This is a genomic window from Arthrobacter sp. STN4 (assembly GCF_024539665.1).
GTDB lineage: Bacteria > Actinomycetota > Actinomycetes > Actinomycetales > Micrococcaceae > Specibacter.
Map to the genome: position 1 here is coordinate 1 of NZ_JAKZGX010000024.1, position 26,737 is coordinate 26,737.

The 26,737-nt window shown below is 70.4% G+C and carries 29 protein-coding genes and 1 riboswitch; of the genes, 9 read left to right on the top strand and 20 right to left on the bottom strand.

The window, feature by feature from the left end:
• Positions 1–83 precede the first annotated feature (83 nt).
• A complete protein-coding gene (locus MMF96_RS15015; RefSeq protein WP_256884024.1) occupies positions 84–359 on the bottom strand; it encodes a hypothetical protein in 276 nt (91 codons plus the stop codon).
• Here MMF96_RS15015 and MMF96_RS15020 point away from each other — a divergent pair.
• Both MMF96_RS15020 and MMF96_RS15025 read left to right on the top strand, forming a co-directional pair.
• Entirely contained in the window at positions 358–837 is a 480-nt protein-coding gene (locus MMF96_RS15020) for a DM13 domain-containing protein (RefSeq protein ID WP_256883991.1), read from the top strand. The two genes, MMF96_RS15015 and MMF96_RS15020, sit on opposite strands and share 2 nt — an antisense overlap.
• A 134-nt stretch (positions 838–971) precedes the next feature.
• Positions 972–1,814: a class I SAM-dependent methyltransferase gene (locus tag MMF96_RS15025; RefSeq protein WP_256883992.1), complete on the top strand. Its 843-nt coding sequence runs from the start codon at positions 972–974 to the stop codon at positions 1,812–1,814.
• A 55-nt stretch (positions 1,815–1,869) separates the two neighbouring features.
• Here MMF96_RS15025 and MMF96_RS15030 read toward each other — a convergent pair whose 3' ends face one another.
• From MMF96_RS15030 to hemE, 9 genes are all read right to left on the bottom strand, one after another.
• Complete coding sequence (locus MMF96_RS15030; protein ID WP_256883993.1) at positions 1,870–3,027, bottom strand: glycoside hydrolase family 3 N-terminal domain-containing protein; 1,158 nt, start codon at positions 3,025–3,027, stop codon at positions 1,870–1,872.
• Positions 3,028–3,177: 150 nt separating this feature from the next.
• On the bottom strand, positions 3,178–4,485 hold the full coding sequence (gene hemL, locus MMF96_RS15035; RefSeq protein ID WP_176617578.1) for a glutamate-1-semialdehyde 2,1-aminomutase: 1,308 nt from the start codon (positions 4,483–4,485) through the stop codon (positions 3,178–3,180).
• 29 nt (positions 4,486–4,514) lie between these two features.
• On the bottom strand, positions 4,515–5,495 hold the full coding sequence (gene hemB / locus MMF96_RS15040) for a porphobilinogen synthase (protein ID WP_256883994.1): 981 nt from the start codon (positions 5,493–5,495) through the stop codon (positions 4,515–4,517).
• Complete coding sequence (locus MMF96_RS15045) at positions 5,492–6,448, bottom strand: uroporphyrinogen-III synthase (RefSeq protein ID WP_256883995.1); 957 nt, start codon at positions 6,446–6,448, stop codon at positions 5,492–5,494. Before MMF96_RS15045 ends, hemB begins: the two co-directional genes overlap by 4 nt.
• 20 nt (positions 6,449–6,468) lie before the next feature.
• Positions 6,469–7,470 carry a hydroxymethylbilane synthase gene (gene hemC / locus MMF96_RS15050; protein WP_256883996.1) on the bottom strand — a complete coding sequence of 334 codons (1,002 nt, stop codon included), beginning with the start codon at positions 7,468–7,470 and terminating at the stop codon, positions 6,469–6,471.
• On the bottom strand, positions 7,470–8,690 hold the full coding sequence (locus MMF96_RS15055) for a ferrochelatase (RefSeq protein WP_306295920.1): 1,221 nt from the start codon (positions 8,688–8,690) through the stop codon (positions 7,470–7,472). Before MMF96_RS15055 ends, hemC begins: the two co-directional genes overlap by 1 nt.
• Positions 8,687–9,397, bottom strand: coding sequence for a hydrogen peroxide-dependent heme synthase (gene hemQ / locus MMF96_RS15060; RefSeq protein ID WP_256883997.1), 711 nt, complete (start codon positions 9,395–9,397; stop codon positions 8,687–8,689). The genes MMF96_RS15055 and hemQ overlap by 4 nt, the downstream gene beginning before the upstream one ends.
• 74 nt (positions 9,398–9,471) lie before the next feature.
• Entirely contained in the window at positions 9,472–11,058 is a 1,587-nt protein-coding gene (gene hemG / locus MMF96_RS15065) for a protoporphyrinogen oxidase (protein WP_256883998.1), read from the bottom strand.
• Positions 11,059–11,085: 27 nt separating this feature from the next.
• On the bottom strand, positions 11,086–12,162 hold the full coding sequence (gene hemE / locus MMF96_RS15070; RefSeq protein WP_176617573.1) for a uroporphyrinogen decarboxylase: 1,077 nt from the start codon (positions 12,160–12,162) through the stop codon (positions 11,086–11,088).
• 163 nt (positions 12,163–12,325) lie between these two features.
• Here hemE and MMF96_RS15075 point away from each other — a divergent pair, with 163 nt between their 5' ends.
• Positions 12,326–13,663, top strand: a complete 1,338-nt coding sequence (locus MMF96_RS15075; RefSeq protein WP_256883999.1) for a glutamyl-tRNA reductase — start codon at positions 12,326–12,328, stop codon at positions 13,661–13,663.
• A gap of 45 nt (positions 13,664–13,708) precedes the next feature.
• Here the strand turns inward: MMF96_RS15075 and moeB are convergent, their stop codons facing one another.
• A complete protein-coding gene (gene moeB, locus MMF96_RS15080) occupies positions 13,709–14,908 on the bottom strand; it encodes a molybdopterin-synthase adenylyltransferase MoeB (RefSeq protein ID WP_256884000.1) in 1,200 nt (399 codons plus the stop codon).
• Between the two features lie 112 nt (positions 14,909–15,020).
• Here moeB and MMF96_RS15085 point away from each other — a divergent pair, with 112 nt between their 5' ends.
• From MMF96_RS15085 to MMF96_RS15095, 3 genes are all read left to right on the top strand, one after another.
• The gene (locus MMF96_RS15085) at positions 15,021–15,674 is read left to right on the top strand and encodes a TetR/AcrR family transcriptional regulator (RefSeq protein WP_176617570.1); all 654 of its coding nucleotides are present in this window, start codon (positions 15,021–15,023) and stop codon (positions 15,672–15,674) included.
• A 48-nt stretch (positions 15,675–15,722) separates the two neighbouring features.
• Positions 15,723–15,947, top strand: a complete 225-nt coding sequence (locus MMF96_RS15090) for a DUF3107 domain-containing protein (protein WP_176617569.1) — start codon at positions 15,723–15,725, stop codon at positions 15,945–15,947.
• Between the two features lie 68 nt (positions 15,948–16,015).
• Entirely contained in the window at positions 16,016–16,321 is a 306-nt protein-coding gene (locus MMF96_RS15095; protein WP_176617568.1) for a hypothetical protein, read from the top strand.
• 46 nt (positions 16,322–16,367) lie between these two features.
• Here the strand turns inward: MMF96_RS15095 and MMF96_RS15100 are convergent, their stop codons facing one another.
• From MMF96_RS15100 to thiO, 4 genes are all read right to left on the bottom strand, one after another.
• Positions 16,368–17,024 carry a 4a-hydroxytetrahydrobiopterin dehydratase gene (locus MMF96_RS15100; protein ID WP_256884001.1) on the bottom strand — a complete coding sequence of 219 codons (657 nt, stop codon included), beginning with the start codon at positions 17,022–17,024 and terminating at the stop codon, positions 16,368–16,370.
• Positions 17,025–17,047: 23 nt separating this feature from the next.
• On the bottom strand, positions 17,048–17,851 hold the full coding sequence (locus MMF96_RS15105) for a thiazole synthase (protein ID WP_256884002.1): 804 nt from the start codon (positions 17,849–17,851) through the stop codon (positions 17,048–17,050).
• Positions 17,852–17,937: 86 nt separating this feature from the next.
• On the bottom strand, positions 17,938–18,177 hold the full coding sequence (thiS, locus tag MMF96_RS15110; protein ID WP_176617565.1) for a sulfur carrier protein ThiS: 240 nt from the start codon (positions 18,175–18,177) through the stop codon (positions 17,938–17,940).
• Entirely contained in the window at positions 18,174–19,436 is a 1,263-nt protein-coding gene (thiO, locus tag MMF96_RS15115) for a glycine oxidase ThiO (protein WP_256884003.1), read from the bottom strand. Before thiO ends, thiS begins: the two co-directional genes overlap by 4 nt.
• Positions 19,433–19,556: riboswitch (TPP riboswitch) on the bottom strand. It overlaps the preceding gene by 4 nt.
• Positions 19,557–19,570: 14 nt before the next feature.
• On the opposite strand from thiO, the gene thiE reads away from it, so the two are divergent.
• The gene (gene thiE, locus MMF96_RS15120; protein ID WP_176617563.1) at positions 19,571–20,251 is read left to right on the top strand and encodes a thiamine phosphate synthase; all 681 of its coding nucleotides are present in this window, start codon (positions 19,571–19,573) and stop codon (positions 20,249–20,251) included.
• A gap of 129 nt (positions 20,252–20,380) precedes the next feature.
• Here thiE and MMF96_RS15125 read toward each other — a convergent pair whose 3' ends face one another.
• Complete coding sequence (locus MMF96_RS15125; protein ID WP_176617562.1) at positions 20,381–20,884, bottom strand: MarR family winged helix-turn-helix transcriptional regulator; 504 nt, start codon at positions 20,882–20,884, stop codon at positions 20,381–20,383.
• A gap of 73 nt (positions 20,885–20,957) precedes the next feature.
• Here MMF96_RS15125 and MMF96_RS15130 point away from each other — a divergent pair, with 73 nt between their 5' ends.
• Positions 20,958–22,394, top strand: a complete 1,437-nt coding sequence (locus tag MMF96_RS15130; protein WP_256884004.1) for an FUSC family protein — start codon at positions 20,958–20,960, stop codon at positions 22,392–22,394.
• A gap of 20 nt (positions 22,395–22,414) precedes the next feature.
• Here the strand turns inward: MMF96_RS15130 and MMF96_RS15135 are convergent, their stop codons facing one another.
• The 4 genes from MMF96_RS15135 to MMF96_RS15150 all read right to left on the bottom strand — a co-directional run bounded on the left by MMF96_RS15135 (position 22,415) and on the right by MMF96_RS15150 (position 25,742).
• On the bottom strand, positions 22,415–22,774 hold the full coding sequence (locus MMF96_RS15135) for a VOC family protein (RefSeq protein ID WP_176617561.1): 360 nt from the start codon (positions 22,772–22,774) through the stop codon (positions 22,415–22,417).
• 9 nt (positions 22,775–22,783) lie between these two features.
• Positions 22,784–23,773: an LLM class flavin-dependent oxidoreductase gene (locus tag MMF96_RS15140; RefSeq protein WP_256884005.1), complete on the bottom strand. Its 990-nt coding sequence runs from the start codon at positions 23,771–23,773 to the stop codon at positions 22,784–22,786.
• A 105-nt stretch (positions 23,774–23,878) separates the two neighbouring features.
• The gene (locus MMF96_RS15145) at positions 23,879–24,970 is read right to left on the bottom strand and encodes an FAD-dependent oxidoreductase (RefSeq protein ID WP_256884006.1); all 1,092 of its coding nucleotides are present in this window, start codon (positions 24,968–24,970) and stop codon (positions 23,879–23,881) included.
• A gap of 136 nt (positions 24,971–25,106) precedes the next feature.
• Complete coding sequence (locus tag MMF96_RS15150; protein WP_218063195.1) at positions 25,107–25,742, bottom strand: TetR/AcrR family transcriptional regulator; 636 nt, start codon at positions 25,740–25,742, stop codon at positions 25,107–25,109.
• 93 nt (positions 25,743–25,835) lie between these two features.
• Here MMF96_RS15150 and MMF96_RS15155 point away from each other — a divergent pair, with 93 nt between their 5' ends.
• Positions 25,836–26,729, top strand: a complete 894-nt coding sequence (locus tag MMF96_RS15155) for a CoA transferase (RefSeq protein ID WP_256884007.1) — start codon at positions 25,836–25,838, stop codon at positions 26,727–26,729.
• The last annotated feature ends 8 nt before the right edge of the window (positions 26,730–26,737 follow it).

Genomic DNA, 26,737 nt, shown 5'->3' on the forward strand with positions numbered 1-26,737 from the left:
TTCTCCCTGCCCTGGAAAGCCATCGGCCTCCCCTTTATGCTTCCCGCACCGCCACCGAAAAACCCCGGAAACGCCACGGACTGTCAACCAGTACTTCGGACCAACACCCCCACCGGATTGGCGGCCGGCCCGGAAAGTTTTTTCACTGCCGCGCCGGCCCTGCCGTGGGCGCGCGGCTTCCAGGAATGCGGCGACACGGATTTCGCTTCGAGGGCCAACTCCCCCAGGTCCTGATCGGGCAATGGGGCTTGGGCCAGGACGGCCGTCAATAGATGGCCTGCCAGGGTTCCCAGCGGGCTAGTATGCAATGGAACCACGTAGTAGCGGGGAATCGTAAAAGCACTGGAAATGGGGATCATGGGATTTGCGCGCCTGCTTGCCGTGGGGGTCATTGTCGTTTCAGCCGCGACAGGATGCGCCACCGTGGCACCGACCCCGCCCAGGCCCACACCCACGGCTGCCGGCTCCGGGCCGACAGCGACGCATACAACGTCATGGACGCTTTCGGGCACGTTCGTCCCGCAAGGGGCCCCGACGAGAGGGCAGGTGCGGATCACTGAAAAGCCGGGCAGCCTGGTCCTGACGTTGTCGGACTTTTCCACGGGTCCCGGGCAGGACCTGTACATTGACTTCAACCCGGGAGCCATGACACGCAACGCGGCCGGGGACAATGTCGTGGAGGACCCGAACACGTTCCAGGTGGTGGCACTGAAGGACATTACGGGAACACAGAGCTATGACTTGAGCTATTTGATCCCCGTGTGGCCCCAAGTCCGCAGCGTCACCATCTTCAGCAGTAAGTCGCGCGAGGCCTTCGGCACGGCAAATCTGCGCTAAGGGCAGGACCGCGAATCGCACCTGCGTTTCGGGGCGGGGAAGCGTGCGGCGACACCGCTAAAGCCATCCGAGGGGAGTGTGCGTCTTGCCGCCGTCCTGTCCCCAATGGGCGCATGCCTGTTTAGAATGGCCGCATGGTCCCTCCAGCCCCACCGATCATGCCCACCGGAGACGCTGCGCATCGGCACCGCGAACTCGCAGAGTCGTTTGGCAAGGATGCTGCCAGCTATGACCACGCCCGCCCACGGTACCCGGCAGCACTCGTTGATGCCGTCGTCGAACGGATCCGGGGGCACACGATCCTCGACGTGGGGATCGGAACCGGAATCTCCGCAGAGCCCTTCCGCGACCGCGGACTCGCCGTGCTCGGGATCGACCCCGACCCGCAGATGGCCAGGCTTGCACGGGCCAAGGGATTTAACGTAGAGGTCGCCAGATTCGAAGACTGGCCGGCCGCCGGACGGACGTTCGACGCCATAGCCGCCGGACAGGCCTGGCATTGGGTCGACCCCACCGCGGGCGCCGCAAAGGCCGCTTGCCTCCTCCGGCCAGGGGGCGTCCTGGCGCTCTTCTGGAACGCTGGACGCCCGCCTGCAGAACTCGCCACGGGGTTCGCCACGGCTTTCGACGCTCTCCACACCGGGTTGCCGTTCAATCCCTGGGCCGCTTTGGCCGGGGCCGACCCGTATGGGGCAATCATCGACGCTGCCGCGGCGGGCCTTCGCACCACTGGGGCATTCGGCGCGCCCGAGCGGCTCTCCTTCAAGTGGCAGGCGACCGCCACCCGCGACGAGTGGCTTGGGCAGGCGGCCACCTCGGGCGGCATCAACCGCCTCCCGAAGGACAAACGGAAGGCGCTCGTCAACAGCATGGGTGCCGCCATCGACGCCGCAGGCGGCAATCTCACCATCGACTACACCACCGTTGCAGCCATCAGCGAGCGGCTGCCCATTCGGAGCAACGTGGCCGCCGAATAAACCAGGCGGAACCAGGGCCGGCACGCACTCCACCAGTTTTTTGGCGGCCGGGCGGTCATTGTCCGTGCTTGACCGTGAGGATGGTGAGCACCGCGGCGTTGACCTTGGCCAGGAAGTCCGGACGCTCCTGGGCCAGCTTCAGGACGCCGGCATACATGTAGGGGACGGCGTTGGGGTTGGCGCACAGGACCATCGTGCCGCCGGCGTTGACGAAGTTCTCGGCCCGCACCGCCCAGCTCCAGGGCGACAGCTGCGCGGCGCTGCACAAGTCGTCGGAGAGGATGATGCCGGTGAACCGTGCATTTTGCCGCAGCATGGTGCCCATGACGACGGTGGAGAACGGTGCGATCTTGCCGGGGCGGGAATCAATCAGGTCGTAGTAGGCGCTGGAGACCATGACCCATCTGGCGCCGTTGTTGATGGCGGTCTGGAACGGGAGCAGGTTGGGGTCGTTGATGGTGGTCTGGGTGTCGTGGACGTTGGCCGTAACGTCCGTGTTGCCGGTGACCCGGCCCAGCCCGGGGAAGTGCTTGACCGTAGGCATGACGTAGCCGGCCTTGATTCCCGCCAGGAACGCATTGCCCTTGGCCGAAACGGTCTGCGGCGTGTAGCCGTACTCGCGTTCGTAGTAGCCTATCGGGGCGTTATACGGGGCAAAGGCCTGCGTGACAGTGTCGAGGACGGGGGCCAGGTCCACCTTCACGCCGGCCCAGCGCAGCTGGTTTCCCCAGTTTTTGGCGTCCGCCGCCAGGGTGGCGGCGGACAGCCCGCCCTGGGCCAGGGCCGTGGGGATCACGGAAAACCCGGGGCCGTTGAGCACCTGGACATAGCCGCCCTCCTGGTCCGTCCCCACCGACAGGTATTCGTTGTCAGTGGTGGCGGCGGATACGGTGCTGGTCATTTGCCGCACCACGGCTGCCGTTGCACTGATCCCGGCGTAGCTGCGCCCGGACAGGTAGACGTTGCCCACATGGTCCCAGTGCAGGACGTTCATCGTGGCCTGGCCGGCCCCCGTGGCGGCGGCCGCCACCATGAACAGCTGCCCCACCCGCTGCTGCAGCGTCATGTGGGCCAGGTGCTGTGCCGGCGTGGTCCACCCCAGTGATGAGGGCTCCACGGTGACCGGGGCGGCCCCCATCAGGGTTGCCGCCGCCAGGATCGCCGCGAGCATGGCAACGGACTTGGAACGGCGGATATTCAGGTGCTTGCGCATGGCCCACGCGGCTTGGCTGGAAGGAATCTATAGCCGCAAATTCTACTCCGCCACCGTGCCCCTCCCCTAAGTTCCATGTTGCAGATACTGGACCGATTCAGCCGCTTTTGGCGGATTTTGGTCCATTATCTGCAACACAGACAGGGCGGGTCAGGGCGTCGCGGAAGCTGCCGCCTTCGCCGCGGCCGGGAGGGCCTCGAAGATGCGGTTCATGGCGGCGTCGTCGTGCGCCGCGGAAAGGAACCAGGCCTCGAACACGCTCGGCGGCAGGTACACGCCGGATTCCAGCATGGAGTGGAAGAACGGGGCGTACCGGAACACCTCCTGGCCCTGTGCGTCGTCGTAGTTGTGCACGCCGTGGGCGGAGGTGCCGAAGGCCAGGGAGAACAGGCTGCCGGCGCGCTGGACGGAGTGGTCAACGCCCTCGGCGGACAGTGCGGTGGAGACGGCGGCGGACAGTTCCAGCGAGCGGGCATCCACCGTGGCGTACACCTCGGCCGTCGCGGCGCCCAGCGTGGCCACGCCGGCGGCCATGGCCACCGGGTTCCCGGACAATGTCCCGGCCTGGTACACAGGCCCGAGGGGCGCCAGGTAGTCCATGACCTCCGCGCGGCCGCCAAGCGCCGCCGTCGGCAGCCCGCCGCCAATGACCTTGCCAAAGGTGAACAGGTCCGGCGTCCAGCCTTCCGCGGAGCCGGTCAGGCCCCAGTAGCCGGCCGCGCCAACGCGGAAGCCGGTCAGGACCTCGTCCAGGACCAGCAGCGCGCCGTGTTCGGCGGTGATGCGGGACAGCCCGGCGTTGAAGCCCTCGCCCGGGGTCACGACGCCCATGTTGGCCGGCGCGGCCTCGGTGATGACGGCGGCGATCCGGTCCCCGTGCGCGGCAAAGGCGGCCTCGACGGCAGCCAGGTCGTTGTAGGGCAGCACCAGGGTTTCGGCGGCCGTGGCGGCCGTGACCCCCGCGGAGCCGGGCAAGGCCAGGGTGGCCAGGCCGGAGCCGGCGGCGGCCAGCAGCGAGTCCAGGTGGCCGTGGTAGCAGCCGGCGAACTTGATGATGAGCTCCCGGCCCGTGAAGCCGCGGGCCAGGCGCACGGCGGTCATGGTCGCCTCGGTGCCGGTGGAGACCATGCGCAGGCGTTCGACGCCGGACACGCGTCCCTGCACCAGGGCGGCCAGTTCGCTTTCGGCCGGGGTGGAGGCGCCAAAGCTGAGGCCGTGGTCGACGGCGGCGTGCACGGCGGCAAGCACGGCCGGGTGAGAGTGGCCCAGCAGTGCCGGGCCCCAGGAGCAGACCAGGTCCACGTAGTCGCGGCCGTCGGCGTCGGTCAGGTAGGCGCCCTGGGCGTTGACCATGAAGCGCGGCGTGCCGCCCACGGAGCCGAACGCGCGCACGGGCGAGTTCACCCCGCCCGGCATGAGGGTCTTGGCGCGGTCGAAGAGTTCCTGTGAACTGGTCATCGGTAGGTCCTTGCTTGGGGAGGGAGGGGTCAGTTGCTGCGGAGCCAGCCGGCCAGCTCAGCCGCCCAGTAGGTCAGGATCATGGTGGCCCCGGCCCGCTTGATGCTGAGCACCGACTCCTCAATGGCGGCGCGGCGGTTGATCCACCCGTTCGCCGCGGCGGCCTCAATCATCGCGTATTCGCCGGAGATTTGGTATGCGGCCACGGGCACGGGGCTCATTTCGGCCACATCGGCCAGGATGTCCAGGTAGCTCATGGCCGGCTTCACCATGACGATGTCGGCGCCTTCGGCCAGGTCCAGCTCCACCTCGTGCAGGGCTTCGCGGCGGTTGCCGGCGTCCATTTGGTAGGTGCGGCGGTCGCCTTCGAGCTGCGAGTCAACGGCCTCGCGGAAGGGGCCGTAGAAGGCGGAGGCGTACTTCGCGGCGTAGGCGAGGACCGCAACGTCGGTGAAGCCGGCGGCGTCGAGGGCCTCCCGGATGACGCCCACCTGGCCGTCCATCATGCCCGACGGCGCCACCACGTGTGCGCCGGCCTTGGCCTGCGCCACGGCCATCTGCGCGTAGATGGCCAGCGTGGCGTCGTTGTCCACCACGCCGTGGGCGTCCAGCACGCCGCAGTGGCCGTGGTCGGTGAATTCGTCCAGGCAGAGGTCGCTCATGACCACCAGGTCGTCGCCCACGGCGGCGCGGACGTCCGTGATGGCCTTGTTCAGCACGCCGTGGGGGTCCAGGGAGGCCGTGCCGGCGGCGTCGCGGACGGCGGGGATGCCGAACAGCATGATGCCGCCGAGCCCCAGCTCCACGGCCTCGCGGGCGGCGGCCACGAGCGATTCGGTGGTGTGCTGCACCACGCCGGGCATCGAGGTGATGGGTGCCGGTTCGCTGAGGTCCTCGCGGATGAAGGCCGGCAGGATCAGCTCGGCCGGCGCCAGCCGGTGCTCGGCGACCAGCCGGCGCATGGCCGTGGTGGTGCGGAGCCGGCGGGGGCGGTGGTGGGGGAAGCTCACTTGGTCTCTCCTGTGTTGCTGGGGTTGGATGATTCCGCGGCTGCGGCCAGGGCGGCCACGATCCCGTCGGGGGTGGGGCGCGCGGCCGTGGCGGCGACGCGCAGGCCGAGCCGCTCAGCCTCCGCCCGGGTGGGCTGGCCGATGGCGATGACTAGGCACCGCTGCGGCAGCGGTCCCATGGTGTGTGCCACCCTGCGGGCTGCGCTGCCCGAGGCCAGGACGACGGCGTTGAGCGCCCCTGCGCGCACCTCCCCCGCCGCCTGGGCCGGGGTGAGCAGCGGGTAGCCGCCGTGGCCGGCCCGTGGCCCCGGCCGGCCGGGATTGTCCAAATCGGGGGAACTGTGTTCCAGCGTCGCGGTCAGCCGCAGCTCCGGCGCGGCCGGATAGTCGACCGTCCGGTAGGCCGTGACCGCCTCCGCCTGCCAGCCCTTGGCGGCCAGGCCGTCGGCCAGGGTCGGCTCCGCCAGGTTCGACTGGGGCAGCAGCACGCGCGCCTTCGCGCCGTCGTCCGCCGTGGTGGCGGGCCACAACGCGACAAGCCCCGCGGCGGACTGCACGTCAACGGGTGCCAGGTCCGCCGTGATGCCCTCGGCCGCCAGGACGGCCACCGAGGTGGGGCCGATCGTGGCGACGCGCGTCCCGGCCGGAATGAGTCCGGCCAGGGTTGTCCCCGCGGATTCGCACCACTGCTTGAGCGCCCGCACCGTGGTGATGGAGCTGATGGCCAGCCAGCCGTACTCCCCCGCGGCGAGGCGGCGGAGGGCCGCGCCCAGGAGGCCGGGGTCGGCCATCTCAAAATCAATGACGGGGACCAAAACCGGTTCCGCACCGGCGGCCGCCAACGCATCGGCCAGCGCCCCGGCGCGGTCGGCGCTGCGGGTCACGGCAACGCGCAGGCCTGCCAGAGCCGCCGGGAACATGCCGGCCCCGTCCCCCGTCCGGTCCTGGTGCACCCCTGGGGCCTTGCCGGAAATCACTTGCCCGAGCCGGCCAGGTCTGCCAGGTCCGCGGCGCCGCCGGCCAGGAGTTCCTCGGCCAGTTCGATCCCCAGGAGCGTGGCGCCGACGTTGGTGAGGCCGTCGGTGGCCTTTTTCAGGCGCAGGGACCGCGTTCCGTCAAGGGAGCAGACCACTGCCTCCAGGTAGAGCATGGAGCCCTTGCGGTGGGCCAGGGCTCCGACGGGTGCGGCGCAGCCGGCCTCGAGGCGGGCCAGCAGTGCCCTCTCGGCCGTGACGGACAGTCGCGTGTCGGCGTCGTCCACGGCGGCCAGCGCCCGGCCCAGTTCCCCGGCCGGGTCGGTGTCCGCGGTGCGGCATTCCAGCGCCAGGGCGCCCTGGCCGGGTGCCGGCAGCATGACGTCCGCTTCCAGGAACTCGGTGACGGCGTTGAGGCGGCCAATGCGCGAAAGGCCGGCGGCGGCCAGCACCACGGCGTCAAGGTCGCCGGTCTTGCCGGGCACCACGCCGGCGGGGGCGTTGCCGGGCAGCCCCGCCACCCGTCCCAGCCGGGTGTCGACGTTGCCGCGGATGTCCACGATGGACAGGTCGGGGCGGGCGGCGAGCAGCTGGGCGGCCCGGCGCGGGGAGCCGGTGCCCACGGTGGCGCCGGCCGGCAGCCCGGCCAGCGTCACGCCGTCGCGCGAGCACAGGGCGTCGCGGGAATCGGCGCGTACGGGCACGGCGGCCAGGGCCAGGCCCGGCACGGCGGCCGTGGGCAGGTCCTTGAGCGAGTGCACGGCCACGTCCACGCGGCCGTCCAGCACGGCCGCGCGCAGGGCGGCGGCAAACACGCCGGTGCCGCCCATCTGGGACAGCGGGCCGGTCAGGACATCGCCGTCGGTCCGGACGGTGACAATCTCGGCGGCAAAGCCGCCCACGGCCGTCAGGACGTCGGTGATCTGCCCGGTCTGGCCCAGGGCCAGCCTGCTTCCGCGGGTGCCGACCTTCACGGTGGCGGACCTTTCCGACGTGGCCATCAGGAACCCGCCCCGGCGGCGGACAGGCCAATGGTGCTGCCGGCCTCCGCAATGACCGGCTTCGTGCCGCGGAAGTTGGCGCAGCAGCCCGGGCGGCAGACGTCGTACCAGGGGCCCAGTTCCGTCATGGCCGGGCGGTCGGCAATGGTGTCCGCCGCGGTCCGTTCGCAGATCAGGTCCACGATGCCGCGGACAAACTTTTGGTGTGTCCCCGGGGTCGGTGCGCGGTCAAAGGCCAGGCCCAGTCCGGCACAGGTTTCGGCTGCTTCGGTGTCCAGGTCCCATAGGACTTCCATGTGGTCGCTGACAAAGCCGAGCGGGACCACTGCCACACCGCGGATTCCCTTTGCGGCCGCTTCAGCCAGGGCGTCGTTGATGTCCGGTTCCAGCCACGGCACGTGCGGGGCGCCGGACCGGGACTGGTACACGAGGGACCATTCCTGCTCCGGGGCAACGCGTTTCATGATGGTGTCCGCGACGGCCAGGTGCTGCGCCACATAGGCGGAGTTTTCGGCAAACCGGCGCGGTTCCCCGGAGGAACGTCCGGAGGCCTCGGCGTCGCGGGTGGGGATGGAGTGGGTGGAGAACATGACGCGCACGGGCGCGTCGGGCGTTCCGGCTGCGGCGAGCTCCGCCTTGACCTTGGCCAGCGAGGCGGCCGTCCCCTCAATGAAGGGTTCCACGAAGCCGGGGTGGTCAAAGTACTGGCGCACCTTGTCCACGGCCAGCTTGCCGTCCAGGCCGCTTTCCGTCAGGGCCACGCCAATGTCCTCACGGTATTGGCGGCAGCTGGAGTAGGAAGAATAGGCGCTGGTGGTGACCATCAGGAGCCGGCGGTGGCCGGCGTCGTACGCGTCCTGGAGGGTCTGCGGGATGTAGGGGGCCCAGTTGCGGTTGCCCCACAGCACGGGCAGGTCAATGCCCCGGGCCGCCAGCTCCGCCTCCAGCGCGGCCTTCAGGGCGCGGTTTTGGGCGTTGATGGGGCTGATGCCGCCGTTCTTGCGGTAGTGGTGGCTGACCTCTTCCAGGCGTTCGTCCGGGATGCCGCGGCCGCGGGTGACGTTGCGCAGGAACGGGATGACGTCGTCCTGGCCCTCGGGCCCGCCGAAGGAGGCCAGCAGGATGGCGTCGTAGTCGGCCGGGGCCGGCCGGCCCGATTCCGTCACCGGGTTCACGGCGGTGGAGGCGGCCGCGGCCGCCTCCTGCTGTCCGGCACTCAACGCAGGACCTCGGCGACCTCGCCGGCGTTGATCCGGCGGCCGGTGTAGAAGGGAATTTCCTCGCGCACGTGCAGGCGGGCGTCGGTGGAGCGCAGGTGGCGCATCATGTCCACCAGGTCGGTGAGGTTGTCCGCCTCCAGGCCCAGCAGCCACTCCCAGTCGCCCAGGGCGAACGCGGAGACGGTGTTGGAGAGCACCTCGGGGAAGTCGCGGCCCAGCATGCCGTGGTCGCGGAGCATGCGGCTGCGGTCCTCGGCGGGCAGGATGTACCAGTCGTAGGAACGCACGAACGGGTAGACGCAGACCCAGCCCTTGGGTGCGTTGGGCCCCATGTAGGACGGGGCGTGGGACTTGGCAAACTCCGCCTCGCGGTGCACGCCCATGGCGGACCAGGAAATCTCGCTGTCGGCAAACAGCTCCAGGCGGCGGATGCTGCGCACGGCCCGCTGCAGGCCCTCGGGCCTGGGTCCGACGAGCCAGACCATGATGTCGGCGTCGCTGCGCATGGCGGAGACGTCGTAGGCCCCGCGCAGCGTCATGTTTTCCGCCGCCAGGGAGGCGGTGAATGCTTCAAATGCTGCCACCGCGTCGGCGCCGCCGGCGAAGGAGCCGGTGCGCTTGAAGACGGTCCACAGCGTGAACGGGGTGGCCTCGGCGTCAGCCGGCTCGGAAGTTTTAGTGACAGATTCGGCAGAAGTGTGGCTCATGGGTTCAAGTTTGCACCCAAGGGCATGGAAACAGGAAACCCAAGTTCTCTACAAGCTGTAGAAAGTGGGCAAGGTCACATGTCCCGGCCGTTGGCGGCAGCGGTCTCCGGAACGGCGTCCGGCCCGGCATCCAGCACGGCGCGGACCTGCCGGCGCGTCCCGGCGACCACGGCCGCCAGCCCGTTGCCGGACATCCAGCCGCCCGTCAGCACGAGCCCGTGGTGCGCCTGCGCCAGGGCGTGGATCTGCGCCATCTTGGCCTGGTGCCCGACGGCGGCAAACGGCAGCGCGCCCTTCCAGCGGACAACGTCCGCGCCCAGGACGTCGTCGCCGGTGACGGGCACGCCGAGCAGGGTGGTGGCGTCGGCGAGCGCCGTGGCGACCAGTTCGCCGTCGTCCACGGGGCGGACCGTGAGGCGGACGGCATCCGCGGCAGCCACGCCGGCGCGGCCATAGGAAAGCCTCAGGACGTGGGTGCCGGGCCCGGTGGCTTCCGCCAGCCACGGCCACTTGGCCGTGGCGTGGGTGAGCGCCTTGGCCTTGATGCCTTCGGCCTGCGGGGCCACCAGGATGCCGGTGCCGCGCGGCTTGGAGTCCAGCTCGGGCACGTCCACCACCAGGGTGACCAGGCGGATGTCCGGGCCGGGGGCGGGGGCGAACGGCAACAGCCCGGGCAGTTCGGGGGCCAGCAGCCGCACGGCGGTGGGGCCGTCGGTGGCGACCACCAGCAGGTCCACGGTTTCGCTCCCGGTGTCCGGACCCGCCGTCCAGTCAAGGGTCCAGCGGGACGGTGCGCCGGCGCCGCGCAGGGCGCCGGCGTGCCCGAACGGACCCCGCCTGCCGAGGGCTGCGGGCGTGCGGCGGATGGCGGTGACGGCGTGCCCGGAGTGCAGGGCCGCGCCCGTTGCCCGCAACCTGTCCACGAGCGCCGCGACCAGGGTGTGCATGCCGCCGGAGAGCCCGGCCACGGCGGATCCGGGTTTGCTGCCGGACTGGCCGGCTGCGGAGCGCTGCGCCGCCACGGCGGCCGCGAGCGAGCCGTGTTCGCGAATGCCGGCTCGCAGGCCGGGGGCCACCATGTCCACGTCCAGGAGTTCGGGATCGGCGGAATGCACGCCGGCCACCACTGGGGCCACGAGCCGCTCCAGGACGCGGCGGCCCATGCGCGCACGGACCAGTTCGGCCACGCTGCACAGGGCCTCGGTGGTGCCAACGCTCGCGGGCATTTTCGCATCCAAAGCGGCGCGCAGGACGCCGGAGGCACCCAGCGCCTCGCGCACCTCGGGCGCCTGGAGGTCCGAGGGGATGCCCAGGATCCCGGTGCGCGGCAGCGGCACGGGGCCATCCGGCAGCCAGACCCAGGCACCCGCCGGGTCCGGGCGCACAATCCGCTCGGCGAGGCCCAGCTCCGCGGCGAGGTCCGCCACGGCGGTGCTGCGCGTGGCGAACGATTCCGCCCCGCTGTCCAGCTCCACCCCGGCCACCTCATGGACTCCCACACAGCCGCCCCAGGCGGGGGCGGCGTCGTACACGCCCACCTGCCAGCCGGCGGCCTGGAGGTCCATGGCGGCCAACAGGCCGGAGACGCCCCCGCCCACCACGGCCGCACGCCTGCCGGCTGTGGCGCGGCCGGCCCGCGGTGTGTGCTTGTTCTGCTCCATGGCTCTCCCTGGCCCTCCTTGCCGGTGTTACGGTTCGATCGAGTGGATCAATTCAACCACGCGGGTCAGCACGGCCGGATCGGTCTCCGGGGGGACCCCGTGGCCCAGGTTCAGCACGTGCGCGGGGGCGGATGCGCCCGCGGCAATGACGTCGCGGACGTGTGCCTCCAGCACCGGCCAGGGGGCGTTCAGCAGCGCCGGGTCAATGTTGCCCTGCAGCGGCACGCGCCCGCCCAGGCGGCGGTTGGCCTCGTCCAGCGGCAGCCGGTAATCCACGCCCATGACGTCCACGCCCACGTTGAGCATGGCGCCGAGCAGTTCCGAGGTGCCGGTGCCGAAGTGGATCAGCGGAACCTCCAGGTCCCGGACGTGGTCCAGGGCCCGGGCCGACGCCGGGGCCACGTGTTCGGTGTAGTCGTCCAGGCCCAGTGACCCGGCCCAGGAGTCGAAGAGCTGTGCGGCGCTGGCGCCCGCCTCGACCTGGGCGCGCAGGAACTTCCCGGACGCGTCGGCGGCCCAGTTCATCAAGGCTGCCCAGACCTCGGGGTCGGCGTGCATCATGGTGCGCGGGCCCAGGTGGTCGCGGGAGGGCCGGCCCTCCACCATGTAGGCGGCCACCGTGAACGGGGCCCCTGCGAAGCCGATGAGCGGGGTGCTGCCCAGTTCCTTGACGGTCAGCGCCACGGCCTCGCGGATCGGGTCCAGGGATTCATCGGTGAGCACCGGCAGCGCGGCAACGTCCGCGGCCGTGCGGATGGGATGGTCCAGCACGGGGCCCACGCCGGGCACGATGTCCACGCCGACGCCGGCCAGTTTCAGCGGGATGACGATGTCGGAGAAGAAGATGGCGGCGTCCACACCGTGGCGGCGCACGGGCTGGAGGGTGATTTCGGCGGCCATGGCCGGCTTGAGGCAGGATTCGAGCATGGTGGTCCCCACGCGCAGCTCACGGTATTCCGGCAGCGAGCGCCCGGCCTGGCGCATGAACCAGACGGGGCGGCGGCTCGGCTTGCCGCCGCGGTAGGCGGTGATCAACGGGGAGTTGGCGGTGCGGCCGTCCACCAGCGGGTGGCTCGGGCTCAGGGTGCTTTGGCTCAGGGTCATGGCACCACCCTACAGAGCAAAACTTCAAGGGGAACATGAGCGGACGGCCGCAGTAGGGAGGCCCGTCCCCCGGCCCGCGGTAAGGAGCATCACACGCCTTTGGTGACGGATTAGGCAAAGCTGTCCCTAAAGAGGGACGTTTAGGGTCTACCATTGAGGAATTGTGGTTCTCTTTTCCTTAGTTGCCTCGCACTCAAACCTTGACCTCGAAACCGTGGCCCGCCTCAGCGCCGGTGCGGCCGGGGTCAGTGCCGACGTCGTGGCCGGAGACAATGACGTGGTGGGCATGGTCACCCTTGCCACCTGCAACCGCTACGAGCTGTACGCCCAGGCCCGCACCGTGGACGACGTTGAATCCGCACGCGCCAGCATCGTTGCCGCCGTCAGCGCCCGCACGGGCCTGACCGAGCCGCAGGTCTCCAACGCCCTGGCCACCCAGCAGGGCCCGGCCGTCCCCCGCCACCTCTTCGCCGTCAGCACCGGCCTGGAATCTGCCGTGGTGGGCGAACGCGAAATTGCCGGGCAGGTGCGCCGCGCCCTGAGTTCCGCCCAGGAAGCCGGCGTCAGCACCCCGGCCCTGGTCCGCCTGTTCCAGGCCGCATCCAAGACCGCCAAGGACGTCGGCGCCCAGACCGCCCTTGGCCGGCGCGGCATGTCGATCGTCTCCGTGGCGCTGGACCTGGCCGCCGAACTGCAGGATGCCCCGTCCCTGGCCGGCAAGACGGCCGTGCTGTTTGGCACCGGCGCCTATGCCGGTGCGGCCATGGCCCAGCTGGTGCAGCGCGGCTGCACGGACGTCCGCGTCCACTCCGGCTCGGGCCGCGCCGAAACGTTCGTCGCCTCCCGCGGCGGAACGGCCCTCAGCGAGGAAACCCTGCCGGAGGCACTGGCCGCGGCACAGCTGCTGCTGGGCTGCAGCGGCTCGGACGGCCAAGTGGCCGCCGCCGACATCGCCCCGCTGCGCCACGCCGGCTCCCCCCAGTTGACGGTCATTGACCTGGCCCTGACGCACGACTTCGCCGCGGACATCGCCGACCTTCCCGGCGTGGACCTGCTGACCCTGGAAACCGTCCGGCAGGCCGCGCCCGCCGAGCAATCGGCCACGCTGGTGGAGGCCGCCACGCTGGTGGCCGACGCCGCCGCCAACTTTGAACAGGCCCAAAACGCCCGCTCCCTGGACCACGCCATCGTCGCCCTGCGCCGGCACACCATGGCCGTGCTGGACGACGAGATCGCCAAGGTCCGCCAGCAGCACGGCTGCACGGCCGCCACCGAAGAGGTGGAATTCGCCATGCGCCGCATGGTCAAGCAGCTTCTGCACGTCCCCACCGTGCGGGCCAAGGAGCTGGCCGCGGCCGGCGATGCCGAGAGCTACCTGGCCGCCCTGGACGCCCTGTACGGGCTGAAGGTGGAACCTGCCGCCCTGGGCGCCGCTGCCGAATCACGGCTGCGCGCCATGGACCCCGCCGTGCCGGACGCAGGCCGGGAAGCCACCGCCTAGACCAGCCCTCCCGGGCAGGCCGGCACCGGCGCCGCAGCGGCTGAATTACGCCCCGTGGCCCATGCCACGGTTCCAGGCGTCGATCCCGCCCTCAAGGTGCACGACGTCGCCATAGCCCGCCGCCTTCAGGCTCGCCAACGCCTGGGCCGAGCGGGCCCCCGACTTGCAGTGGAGCACCAGCGGCACGTTGCGCGGAATTTGCGCCAGCGCGGTGCCGTCCTTGATGCCGCCCACCGGGATGAGCACGGAGCCGGGGATCCGGGAGATTTCAAATTCCACCGGTTCACGTACGTCCACGAGCACAAAGTCCTCCGCGCCGCGCTCCCGGTTCGCCAGCCGGGCGGCGAGCTGGGTCACGGTGATGAGTCCGGCGTCGTGCGCGGGATCGGCGGGCGGGAGGATGCCGCAGAAGAAGTCGTAGTCGATCAGCCCGGTGATGGGCGCCGCATCCGGGTCCTTGGCAATGCGGATCTCGCGCCAGCGCGAGGACAGCGCGTCAAAGATCAGCAGCCGGCCCAGCAGGGTCTGCCCGATCCCCGTGATGAGCTTGACCGCCTCGGTGACCATCATGGCCCCGATGGACGCACACAGCATGCCGAAGACGCCGCCCTCGGCGCAGGACGGGACGGTGCCGGGGGCGGGCGGTTCGGGGTAGAGGTCGCGGTAGTTGGGGCCGTATTTGTCCCAAAAGACGCTGACCTGGCCGTCGAAGCGCAGGATGGAGCCCCACACATAGGGCTTGCCGAGCATGGCGGCCGCATCGTTGACCAGGTAGCGGGTGGAGAAGTTGTCCGCGCCGTCCAGGATGACGTCATAGCCCCTGAACAGGTCCAGGGCATTGGAGGAGTCGAGGCGGAGCTGGTGCAGCACCACCTTGACGCCGGGGTTGATGGCCGCGATGGAATCCCGGGCAGACTCCAGCTTCGTGCGGCCGATGTCCGCGACCCCGTGGATGACCTGCCGCTGGAGGTTGCTCAGTTCCACGGTGTCGTCGTCGATGATGCCCAGGGTGCCCACGCCCGCGGCCGCCAGGTAAAGCAGGGCCGGGGAACCCAGCCCGCCCGCGCCAATGACCAGCACCTTGGCGTTGCGCAGCCGCCGCTGGCCCTCCAGCCCGATCTCGGGGATGAGGGCATGGCGGGAATACCGTTCCAGTTCCTCGGCGTCCATCGGCGGGCCCGGCTCCACCAACGGTGGCAACGGCTGCTGGCGCTGGGCATTGGGGGCAGTGATCAGGGAAACCATGGTTAACAATTTAGTCCCGAACGGTGCCATGTGGGCTATTACCGCCCGGTACAATGGCCGTAGCCGCAGTCATGCAGCACCAATGGCCGGGGCTTGAAGAAAGGGACGCACCATGACAACCGAAGCCCGCGCAGGGGAAGGGGCTCCGCGGCGTGTCCACCTCGCCCGGCTGCCCCGCGACGAACGTCGAGCGCAACTGCTGCAAGCGGCCCTTGAAGTGTTTGTGAACAACGGTTACCACGGCGCTGCCATGGACGAGATTGCCGAGGCGGCAAAGGTCAGCAAGCCGGTGCTTTACCAGCACTTCCCCAGCAAGCGTGAGCTGTATGTGGCGCTGCTGGAAAACCACCTGGCCACGCTGAAGCAGATGCTGTTGGAGGCCTTGAATTCCACCACGGACAACAAGCTGCGCGTCCAGGCCACCATGAAGGCCTACTTCCAGTTTGTGGCCAACGACGACCAGGCCTACCGGCTGATCTTTGAATCAGACCTGGTCAACGACCACGACGTGGCCCTGCGGCTGGAGCAGTTCAATGCCGAGCTGGCAGACGCGCTGGCCGCCGTCATCGCCGAAGACACCCTGCTGGGTCAGCTGGAGGCCATTCTGCTGGGCCGCGCACTGGCCGGCATGGCCCAGGTCAGCGCCCGCTATTGGCTGGAGGCAAACGGGGACCTGGACCTCGAGGTGGCCAGCGATCTTGTGTACCGTTTAGCTTGGCGCGGAATTAGCCGGTTCCCGAAGGAACCACAGGGCCCCGCCGCATAGAGTTGGCCGTACGTATATTTTTTGCACGCATGCATCGAGGAGACACCTGTGGAAATCAAGATCGGCATCCAAAACATCGCCCGTGAGATCGTCTTTGACTCCGAGCAGTCCGCGGACGAGGTCGCCGCACAGGTCTCCGAAGCCCTGGCCAAGGGAACCGAGCTGCGCCTGAAGGATGAAAAGGGCCGCATCGTCATTGTGCCCGGCAACGCCCTGGGCTACGTCGAGGTTGGCGCCGAAGAGGCCCGCCGGGTGGGTTTCGGCGCACTGTAGCCGGCCGGGCCCCGCACAACTGACACCGCCGTCGCACCGCTGACGGCCACCGGGAACGAGGAAGCATCATGGTTGCACTGGTCATTATTGCCCTGACGGCAGGCGGCTTTGGCGCCATCGCCTGGGGCGTGGATAAGTACCGTGCCACTTTCGGGGCGCTGCTTCCGGCCGGGGCCGCCGTGGTTGCGGCAGAGGTCATCTGGATGGTCACCATGGCCGTGGGCCTGGGCAACTCCGCCGCCACCGCGTGGATTCCGTGGATCCTGTCCATGGCCGTGGGCGGCGCGGTGGCCTGGGCCGTGGCCGGCTTCGTGGGCCGCACCCGCCATGCCCGCCAGCTGGAACGGGCCAACCAGATCCTGGCCATGCATTAGCGGCAGCTCCACGCAGGCCGGCGTCCGGCGCCGGCCCGCAGGCGGGTCAGGCGTCCCGGCCTTCTTCCGTGCAGATGCACAGCCGGTTGCCCTGCGCGTCGGTGGCGATGACAAAGGCGGGCGCGTTGGCATGGTCCAGTGTGGCGCCTGCCGCCTCCACGGCCGCAAGCACGCCCTGCGCCTCGCTGGCCGGCACATGGATGTCGAGGTGGAAGCGGTTGGGGTTGGGCGTTTCGGTCTGCTGGAACCACAGCGTGGGCAGCCGGCCCGACGGGTCCCGGAGGTCGTCCGGCTCCCCCTCCTTGAATCCCAGGGCGGACGCCCACACGGGCGCCACTGCCGCAAAGTCGGCAGTGTCCATGGCAATTTCAACGCGTCGCAGCAGCTCCGGATGCGCCACGGCCCCGGCCTGCCGCGCCGCCGCCGAGATGGCCTTTGCCAGGGACGCGTCCCGCGCCGTCACCTTGGAACCGGCGTCGTGCGAGGTCAGCACCACGAACAAGGTGTCATAGCGCCAGTCCACATCGGGGTGGTGGTTGGCTTCCTGGGCCAGGGCGCCAATGGCGGCAAAGAGCTCCAGTGCCGCGGCCGACGACGGGCACTTCAGCGCCGCCGCCAGCCCGCCCAGGCGGAACCTCCAGTCCGGCAGCACCGCCAGCTCCGCGTCAATCTGGTCCCTGGTCAAAACATCGTTCGCAGCCATGGCAGGCTCCTTCAGTTTTTGTTTTAGAGGTCCGGGCGGCCCTCCATGGCCGACGACGCCAAGGCATGGGCCCGCTTGGGGATGCGCCCCGCCCGTGAGGCCAGTCTGCCACCGATCACCGCGTGTTTGAAGGCCTCGGCCATGCGGACCGGGTCCTGCGCACGGGTCACGGCGGTGGCCAACAGGACGGCGTCGCAGCCCAGCTCCATGGCCAGGGCGGCGTCGGACGCGGTGCCGATTCCGGCGTCGAGCACCACGGGCACGCCGGCCCGGGAGACGATCAGTTCGATGTTGTGCGGGTTCAGGATGCCCAGCCCGGTGCCGATGGGGGCGCCCAGCGGCATGACGGCGGCGGCGCCAAGCTGTTCCAGGCGCAGCGCCACCACCGGGTCGTCGTTGGTGTAGGCGAAGACCTTGAAGCCGCGGTTGACCAGCTGTTCGGTGGCGTCGACGAGTTCGACGGCGTCGGGCAGCAGGGTGTGCTCGTCGGCGATGACTTCCAGCTTCACCCAGTCGGTTTCCAGCGCCTCGCGTGCCAGCTCGGCCGTCATGACTGCCTCGCGGGCGGTGAAGCAGCCGGCCGTGTTGGGCAGCACGCGGATGTTGTTTTCCAGCAGCAGCTCGAAGAGGTTGGTGCCGGCACCGCCGCCCCCGCTGCCGGGGGCGTACCGGCGCATGGCCACCGTGGTCAGCTCGGTGCCGGAGGCCACGAGTGCCGCTCCCAGGCCGTCCAGGCTGGGCGCCCCGCCGGTGCCCATGATCAGCCGCGAGCCGAGCGGGACGCCCGCCACGGTGAACGGGTCGGTTTCCGTCAGGATTTCAGTCATGGTGCTTCGCTTTCTTCCAAAAGGGTATGTTTGCCGGCGCGCGTGCCGGGCGGGGTGCCGGGCCGGCGCCCGGCCTGAGGCCGTGCCTAGCCGCCCTGGACGGCCGTGACGATCTCGACGTCGTCGTCGGCAACCACCGCGGTCGCCGACCACTGGCTGCGCGGCACAATGTCCGCGTTGCGGGCCACGGCCACGCCCAGCCGGCCGCCGTCGGCCGGCTGCCCGGTGGGCAGGATGGCCCGCCCCGTGACGGCGGCGACGAGATCGGCGACGGTGGTGCCGGCGGCCAGCGGCGCGGCGGCGCCGTTGAGTTGGATGATGCTCATGGTGTCTCCTGTGGGGTGGGGCCGGATGGGCGAAGCGCGGGTGAAAACCGGTCGGGGCGGAAGCGTTCCCACGCGAGGTCGGTGATGTCACCCAGCAGTTGGCGGACGGTGTGTGCGGCGATGGCCGTCAGCAGGACGCCGTGCCGGAAGAAGCCGGTGGCAATGATGAGCCCGGGAATGTCGCGCCCGGCGCCGTCGGCAACCCGGCCCAGCAGCGGGGCGTTGTCCGGGGTGCCGGGGCGGGCCCGCGCCGTGGTTTCCAGCAGTTCCAGTTCGGCGACGGCGGGCACCAGCACCTGGGCGTCGCGCAGCAGCTGGTGCACTCCCCCGGCGCTGACGGCCGCCGAGCCGTCCTCGCGGCTCGTGGCGCCGATGACCACCGTGTTGTCGTTGCGCGGCACAAGGTAGACCGGCAGCCCCCGCACCAGTCCGCGGATGGTGGCGGTGGCCAGCGGCTGCAGGTGGGCGGGCACGCGCAGGCGCAGGATGTCCCCGTAGACGGGCCGGACGGGCAGCTCCAGGCCCTCCGGCAGGCCCTGCAGCAAGGGCGCGCCAAGCCCGTTGGCCACCACCACCTCGCCGGCGTGCACCTCGCGGCCGTCCTCCAACCGCACGCCGGTGACCCGCGAGCGGGAATCCTGCGGGTCCTGGTGCAGCAGCGCGACGGCGTTGCGCCGGATGCTGGTCTGCTCCTCGCGCAGCCGCCCCCGCTCCGCCGCCACCACGTTGAGCTGGACACGGATGGCCGTGGCCACGCCGCGCGGATCCACCTGGTGGTCCTGGGCAATGCGGTAGGCACAGGAAATGTGCGGCCCCACCAGCGGCTCCGCGGCGCGGGCCTGGCGGATGCCCAGCTGCTCCACGTCCAGCCCGTGCGCGAGCTGGACCTCCCGGAGGTCGGCCAGCGCGGCGCGGTCCGCGGCGTCGGCACCCAGGACCAGGGTCGGCGTCGTGCGGAATCCGGTGTCGGCATGGCCGGCGGCCACCAGCGGGGCGACGAATTCCGGCCAGCGGGCCGCGGAGGCGAGCGTCAGTTCCAGCAGGCCCTCCTCCTGGTAATGCAGTTCGCTGACGGGGGCCAGCATGCCGGCGGCAGCAAAGGTGGCGCCGGTCGCGGGCGAGGGGTCGATGACGGTGACGTTGCGGCCGCTGCGCTGGGCTTCCCAGGCGATCCCCAGGCCCACGATCCCGCCGCCGATGACGGCCACGTCGGTGGTGATGGCCTCGGACACGGCTTTTGAATCGGGCGTGTGCGCCATGGCTGTGACTCCTTCCCTACGCCGGTATGGGCCGGATCAGGTTCCGCGCCCGTGGGCGCCTTTCGGTCGGCACAGGTGTGTGCCCTCTCAGCCGGCTTGCCCGGCTCCCGCGGTACTGAACTAGTCTATGAGACATGAGCCTGCCTTCCGCCATCCATGACGCCACGCCCCCAGCCCCCGCTCCCCCGATCGCCGACGCACGCCTGTACGTGTGCACCGATTCCCGCCGGGAACGCGGCGACTTTGCGGAATTCCTGCGTGCCGCCTACGCCGGCGGGGTCGACATCATCCAGCTGCGCGACAAGTCGCTCGAGGCTGCCGAGGAGCTGGAACTGCTCGCCGTGCTGCGCGGTGTGGCGGAGGAATGTGGCAGGCTGTGGGCCGTGAACGACCGCGCCGACATCGCGCGGCTGTCCGGGGCGCCGGTGTTCCACGTGGGCCAAAAGGACCTGCCCCTGCCTGCCGCGCGCTCCCTGGTGGGGCCCTCCGTGGCCATCGGGCTCTCCAGCCACGACCCCGCCCAGGCCACGGCCGCCGCAGCGAATCCCGAGGCCGGCTACTTCTGCGTCGGGCCGCTGTGGGCCACGCCCACCAAGCCGGGCCGGTCCGCCGTCGGGCTGGGACTGGTGGAGCACGCCGCCTCGCTGGGGACCGCCAAGCCGTGGTTTGCCATCGGCGGCGTGGACCTGACAAATGTGGACGCCGTGGTGGCGGCCGGCGCCTCCCGGATTGTGGTGGTCCGCGCCGTCACGGACGCCGACGATCCGACGGCGGCCGCCCAGGAACTGCTCTCCCGGCTGCCCGCGCTGGGGTAGCCCTTCCCCTGGCCACACCGACGGCGTGCCATCCCGGCGGGGGCGGGTGAAATGACACACGCCGCCGCCTGCATGGCACGCCCTGGGCGCAGGCGCCGGCGAAACCGTCGAGTGGCGGCGCGCACAGGCCTAGCCCGCCGGCTCCATCTTCGCGGACACCTTCCGCAGCAGGGCTGCCAGCAGTTCCCGCTCCCCTGCGTCGAGCCCTGCCAGCGCTTCCCTGTCCAGGTCAAGCAGATGCGGAAATTCGCGGTCCACCAGTTCGGTTCCGAGCGCCGTCAATTGCATGAGGACAACCCGCCCGTCGCGTTCCCACGGCAGCCGCTCCACGAGCCCGCGCCGGGCCAGCCGGTCCACGTTTTTGGTGGTTGAGGCGCCGCTGAGCATCGTTGCCGCCGTCACCTCGCTCGCCCGCAGGGGCCGTTCGCTGCGCGCAAGGGCGCACAGGACGTCGAACTCGGCCCGCGAAACCGCAGCGGCGGCAAGGCCGCGTTCCACCCGGTGCGAGGCCTGGGCGCCGATGCGGGAGATGCGCCCCATGACCTCGATGCTGGAGACGTCCAGCCCCGGGCGCGACCTTTCCCACCCGGCGCGCGCACGGTCCACAAAGTCGCCTGCCGCATTCGTTTCCATTCCCCCAGTCTAGAGAGGATGCTCACACAGTTCACATCTATTTTACTAGTAAAATATCTTGTAGCATGGAACCATGTCCGCCCTGACCCGTGTCCGCCTCTCCCGCGCCGCCCTGGCCCATTCCCTTGCCCCGGCCACCTGGCGGGCATCGTTTGCCGTCCGCCCGGCCGACGCCATCTTCGCCCCGGCCATCAAGGTCGGCATCGCCGCCTCCCTGGTGCTCGTGGGCGGCGGGCTGATGGGACATGAACAGCTGGCGGGCATGGCGTCCCTGGGCGCGCTCTGCTCCGCCTTTGGGCGGTACCAGCCGTACCCGCGCCTGGCACGCGTCCTGGTCCTGGTCGCGGCCGCCCTCCTCCTGGCGGCGGGGGCGGGCGCAGTCCTGGGCGGGGCGGGCGTGCCGATCTGGCTCCAGATCGCCGTGCTGTCCCTCATCGCCGGCGCCGCGGCGCACCTGTTCTCCGCCTGTGGCATCACCGGCCCCGGCGCCGTGATCCTGGTCTTTGCCGCCTCGGCCGGGACCGGATTTACTCACACGATGGGCACCGTCCCCCAGGTGCTGGGCGCCGTCGCCGTGGGGGCCGTGGTGGGCTGGGTGGTGGCCATGGCACCCGTGCTCGTTGTGCCGATGGGCCCGGCACGGCTGGCCGTGGCCCGGGCCATCGCCGCGGCCGTCCGCCTGGGAACGGCCGACGCCGGTCCCCACCAGGACCCCGCAGCCGCCGCCTTGCGCCGGGCCCGCGAGGCGGTGGCCCTCAGTGCCGGACCGTTGCGCGCCGGCAGCCGGCGTTCGCGCGCCCTGCAGCGCGAGGCGGCGGTGCTGAACCAGCTGCTGGATGAGACCTCCGCGGCCGAGGCCCTGCATGGCGCTGCGCGGACTGCCGCACTGCAGCGCCTGTCCCGGCACGAGGCCATGTTGCGTAAAAACAGGGGCGTGCCGGAGCTTGCAGGGCCAAAGCTGCCGGCGCCGGACTCCGGCTGGATGCCGTCGCTGCAGGGCTTGCTGGCGCAGGCTCGCACGGGCCTGCGGTCACGGGCCAGCGGCAGCCAGGCGCTGCGCATGGCCGCCGCCTCTTCACTGTCCGGCTGGGCCGCCGTCGGGCTGGGACTGGAACATCCGCTGTGGGCCTCGATGGGCGCCGTGGCGGCCTTGCAGGGGTTGAACTACGGCACCACGGTCCAGCGCAGCATCCAGCGGCTGCTGGGAAACGTGGCCGGCGCGGTGGTGGCCATGGTCCTGCTGTCCTTCGCGTTGGGGTTCTGGCCGTCCGTGGGCCTGGTGGTGGCGTTCCAGGTGATGGCCGAGCTGCTGGTGCTGAAGAGTTACACGCTGACCACCATTGTCATAACGCCGATGGCGCTGATCATGACGGGACTCGGCTCGCACCTGGGCCCGGATGCGGCGTTCAGCCGGGTTGCGGACACCCTGGTGGGCGTGGTGGTCGGGGTGCTGGTCGCTGCCGCCAGCATCTCCCTCTCAGACCGGGGACACCTGAAGTCCGGCAGCTGAGCCGGGCCGGCACCGGGGTTTCAGGAGAGGCACAGGCAGAACGGGTGCCCGGCCGGGTCCAGGAAGACGCGGAACGTGGTGCCGGGCTGGAATCCGGCCTTCGTGCCGCCCAGTCCCAGCACCGCGGACTCGCCGGCGTCGAGGTCCTCCACCACCAGGTCCAGGTGCATCTGCTGCGGCGGGTCCTGTCCGGGCCACGCGGGCGCCCGGTAGCCGGCCACCTGTTGGAAGCAAATGCAGTTGCTGCCGTCCTCGGGCCGGATCTCCACCCATTCCGGCTGGACCGTGGCCTGCCAGCCGAGCAGTGAACCATAGAAGTGCGCCAGGGCGCCCGCGTCGGGGCAGTCGATGACCAGCCCGGGATTCCGTGCAATTGCCATGCCAGCAGGCTACCCCTGCGGCGCCAGTTCCATAACCCCCGCGAGCAGCTCAAAGCTGCGGATCCAGGCGGCACGGTCGGTGACCTGGGTGGCCACAATGAGCTCGTCCGCGCCGGCCTTCGCGGCAAAGCCTTCCAGGTACTCGCGGGCCACGGCGGGGGTGCCGACCGCCGAATAGCGCATCATGTTCAGCACCTGCTGGCCCGCCGGGGAGTCCAGCAGCAGGTCCATTTCCGCGTCCGTGAAGGTCTGGCCGCGGCCCACCATGGAGGCCACCCGGCGCCGCTTGGCGGTGAGGAACAGGGCGTCGGCCTCCTCCTGTGTGTCCGCCACGATCGCGTTGACGCCGGCGATGACGTAGGGCTCGGGCAGCGCGGCCGACGGCTGGAAGTCGCGCCGGTAGATCCGCACCGCGTCCTCCAGGGCCTGCGGGGCAAAATGCGAGGCAAAGGAGTAGGGCAGGCCCAGCGCGGCGGCGAGCCTGGCCCCGAACAGTGAGGACCCGAGGATGTACAGGGGGACGTTGGTGTCCTTCCCCGGGTAGGCGTTCACGCCGGGGATGCGGGTTTGGCCGGCGAAGTACGCCTGGAGTTCCTGCACGTCCTGCGGGAAGGTGTCAGCGGCCGAGGGGTCCCGGCGCAGCGCCCGCATGGTGTTCTGGTCGCTGCCGGGTGCGCGCCCCAGGCCCAGGTCGATGCGCCCCGGGTGCAGGGTTTCCAGCGTGCCGAACTGCTCGGCGATCTGCAGCGGCGAGTGGTTGGGCAGCATGATCCCGCCGGCGCCGAGGCGGATCGATTTGGTGTGCGCGGCCACGTGGGCAATCAGCACGCTGGTGGCCGAGGAGCCGATCGAGGGCATGTTGTGGTGCTCGGCAAACCAGATCCGCGTGTACCCCCATTCCTCGGCCCTTTGTGCCAGTTCCACGGAGGCCGAAAAACTTGCGGCAACGCCGTCGTCGCCAATGTGGGCGAGGTCAAGGATGGACAGGGGCAGGGTCATGGGTTTTGCCTTTCAGGTGGTCTCCCTTGCGGCAACCGCGCCGGGGACGGGTATATTTCCGGGCACCGGAAGCGGTGGCTCCGGGGGCTCAGGTGGCGCCGGGTATCAGGCGGCAGCGGGGACGCTGAGCCGTTCCAGGGCGGCGAGCGCTGCGGCCCGGCCGGCCCGGTTGGCACCCAGGGTCGAGGCCGAGGCGCCGTACCCCACCAGCAGCAGCCGCGGTTCGCGCGCCACCTTGACCCCGTCCATGACGATGCCGCCGCCGGGTTCCCGCAGCTTCAGCGGGGCCAGGTGGTCCAGGGCGGCGCGGAAGCCGGTGGCCCAGAGTATGGTGTCGGCCTGGAAGCCGGAGCCGTCTTCAAACTCGGCGCCCATGGGGGTGAGCCGCTGCAACGGGCCGCGGGAGACCAGTGTTCCGGCGGCAATCCCGTTTTGGTACTGCTGTGTTAATGGCAGTCCGGTCACGCCCACCACGCTCAGCGGCGGCAGCCCGGCGGCCGTGCGCTCGTTGACGCGCCGTTCCACGTCCCGGCCCCAGTCCGGGTCGAACCCGCGGGTGGTGAATTCCGGCGGGCGGCGCGTGGACCACGCGGTTTCCACGCCTTCCGCGGACAGCTGCAGCAGGAACTGCACCGCGGAGGTGCCCCCGCCCACCACCATCACACGGTGCCCGGCAAAGTCCGCAGCGGACTGGAAGTCATGGGTGTGCAGCTGGCGGCCGGTGAATGTTTCCTGGCCGGGATAGTGCGGCCAGTGCGGCTTGTCCCAGGTGCCCGTGGCGTTGATGACCAGGCGCGTCACGTACCGGCCGCGGTCGGTTTCCACCGTCAGGGGGGCGCCGGGCACGGTCCCGGGAACGCCGTCGTCGTCCGTGTCCTGGTGGCGGACGGCCAGGACGTTGACGGGCCGGTGCACGGGCAGCTCAAAGGTCTTTTCGTAGCGGGCATAGTAGCGTTCCACGACGGCGGAAGCCGGTTCACCGGGATCGGCCGGACCAAGCTTCATGCCGGGCAGGTCGTGGACGGCGTGCGCGGCACCGAGGGTGAGGGACGGCCAGCGGTGGCGCCAGGCCCCGCCGGGACCGCTGTTGGCGTCGAGGACCACAAAGTCGCGCTCCGGAATGAGCCCGTGACGGGCCAGGTAATAGGCGGCGGAAAGGCCTGCCTGTCCGGCACCGATGATCACCACGTCCAGCATTCTTCTCCTCTGAAGTCGTTAATGGTGGGAACGGGCGCGCTGCAGCGGCTATTCCGGTTGTGAGCGAACGCACGTCCTGCGGGAGGGCGCACGACGAGGCGCCAAGGGACCGGGTAAAGGGCGACGGCGGTCGGCCTTACGTCCTGACTCCCACGACGAGTTCGGGGGCTTCCTCGCCCGGTTCCCCGAACTCCTCGAAAATGCGGTTGGCCATGGGTTGCAGCAGCAGGCGTCCAAGCTGGCGGACGATGGTTGTCACTGTTTGCTCGGTGACGCTGCGGCCCGTTGAGGCCAGTCCCGACTCGCGCAGGGCGCGCACCTGGTTGGCCGTCAGCACCGCCAATTGGCTCAGCACGTCACCGGGCCGCCCCTGGCCGGTAAGCAGGGCACGGCGCAGGTAGTCCAGGACCACCGGGTTGCTCCCCAGCATCTGTGCCACGGCGGCGTCCCGGCGGCCGACAACCTCGTGCGGGGTGCCAGTCACCGGGGTCGAGGCAAGGGTTTCGGCGAAAAGATTGACGATGGCCTCGTCCACGGCCTCCCGCAGCCGGTCCTTGGTCCCGTAGTGGTGGGCTACGAGCCCGACGGTCACTTCGGCTTCGGCAGCGATCATCCGCATCGAGGTGCCGCCCTCGCCGTACTGGGCGAACAAGCGGAGGGCTGCATTGCGAATTCGCGCCTTGGACGTGAGGTCGCCGGCTGACCAGGGCGCCAGAGGTGCCGCCGTTTTTTGCCCCCCGGCGTTCTCCACGCCGCCGCCCCTTCCGTTCATCCCGCCATACTAACCTACAAACTATTGAATATACGTTTTGGATACAGTACAACTGTACAAATTACGGCAGAGACGCCACCACGAGGAGAGCCCATGTCCAGCCCGCTTGCCGGCGTTGTCATAGTCACCCTTGCAATCAACCTTCCCGGACCCGTGGCTGCGTCCAGGCTGGCGATGCTGGGTGCCAAGGTCATCAAGGTTGAGCCGCCGCAGGGCGATCCGCTCCAAGGCGCTGCCCCGTCATGGTATTCCGAACTCGTCACGGGCCAGGAAGTCATCCGGCTCGACCTGAAGGACCCGGCGGGACGGTCCGGGTTCCTGGCCCGCCTGGCCCAGGCCGACGTGCTGCTCACGGCCATGCGCCCCTCGGCCTTCGCCCGGCTCCGGCTCCTCGCGGACCTCCAGTTCCACAACACCGCCCTCGTCGAGATCGTCGGGCACGACGGCCCCCTGGCCGAGCAGCCCGGCCATGACCTCACCTACCAGGCCGCTCACGGCACACTTCTTCCCCCGGCCCTGCCGCTCGTGCCGGTCGCAGACCTGTTGGGCGCCGAGCGGGCCGTGTCCGCCACCTTCGCGGCCCTGCGCCAACGGGACCACGGCGCCCGGAACGTCCACGAGCGGGTGTCCCTGGATGACGCGGCCCACTCCGCGGCCGCCGGTGTCCGGCACGGCCTCACGTCCCCCGGGTCCGTCCTTGGCGGCGCAACGCCGTCGTACGGCATCTACGAAACTGCCGACGGGTACATCGCCGTCGCCGCGCTCGAGCCGCACTTTGTCAACCGGCTCTCCGCATTGGTGGGACGGACGCGCGACGAACTGGCGCGCGGGTTCGCGGCCCGCACCACGGAGTATTGGACGGCCCTTGGCCTGGCGCACGACCTGCCCCTGGCCGCCGTGGCCCGTCCCGGCGTCGGCACCCCCGATGCCCGCCAAGGCGTTGCCGCAGCCACCGGGCGGCACACATCGCACTTCACCGGACACTAGGAGCACCA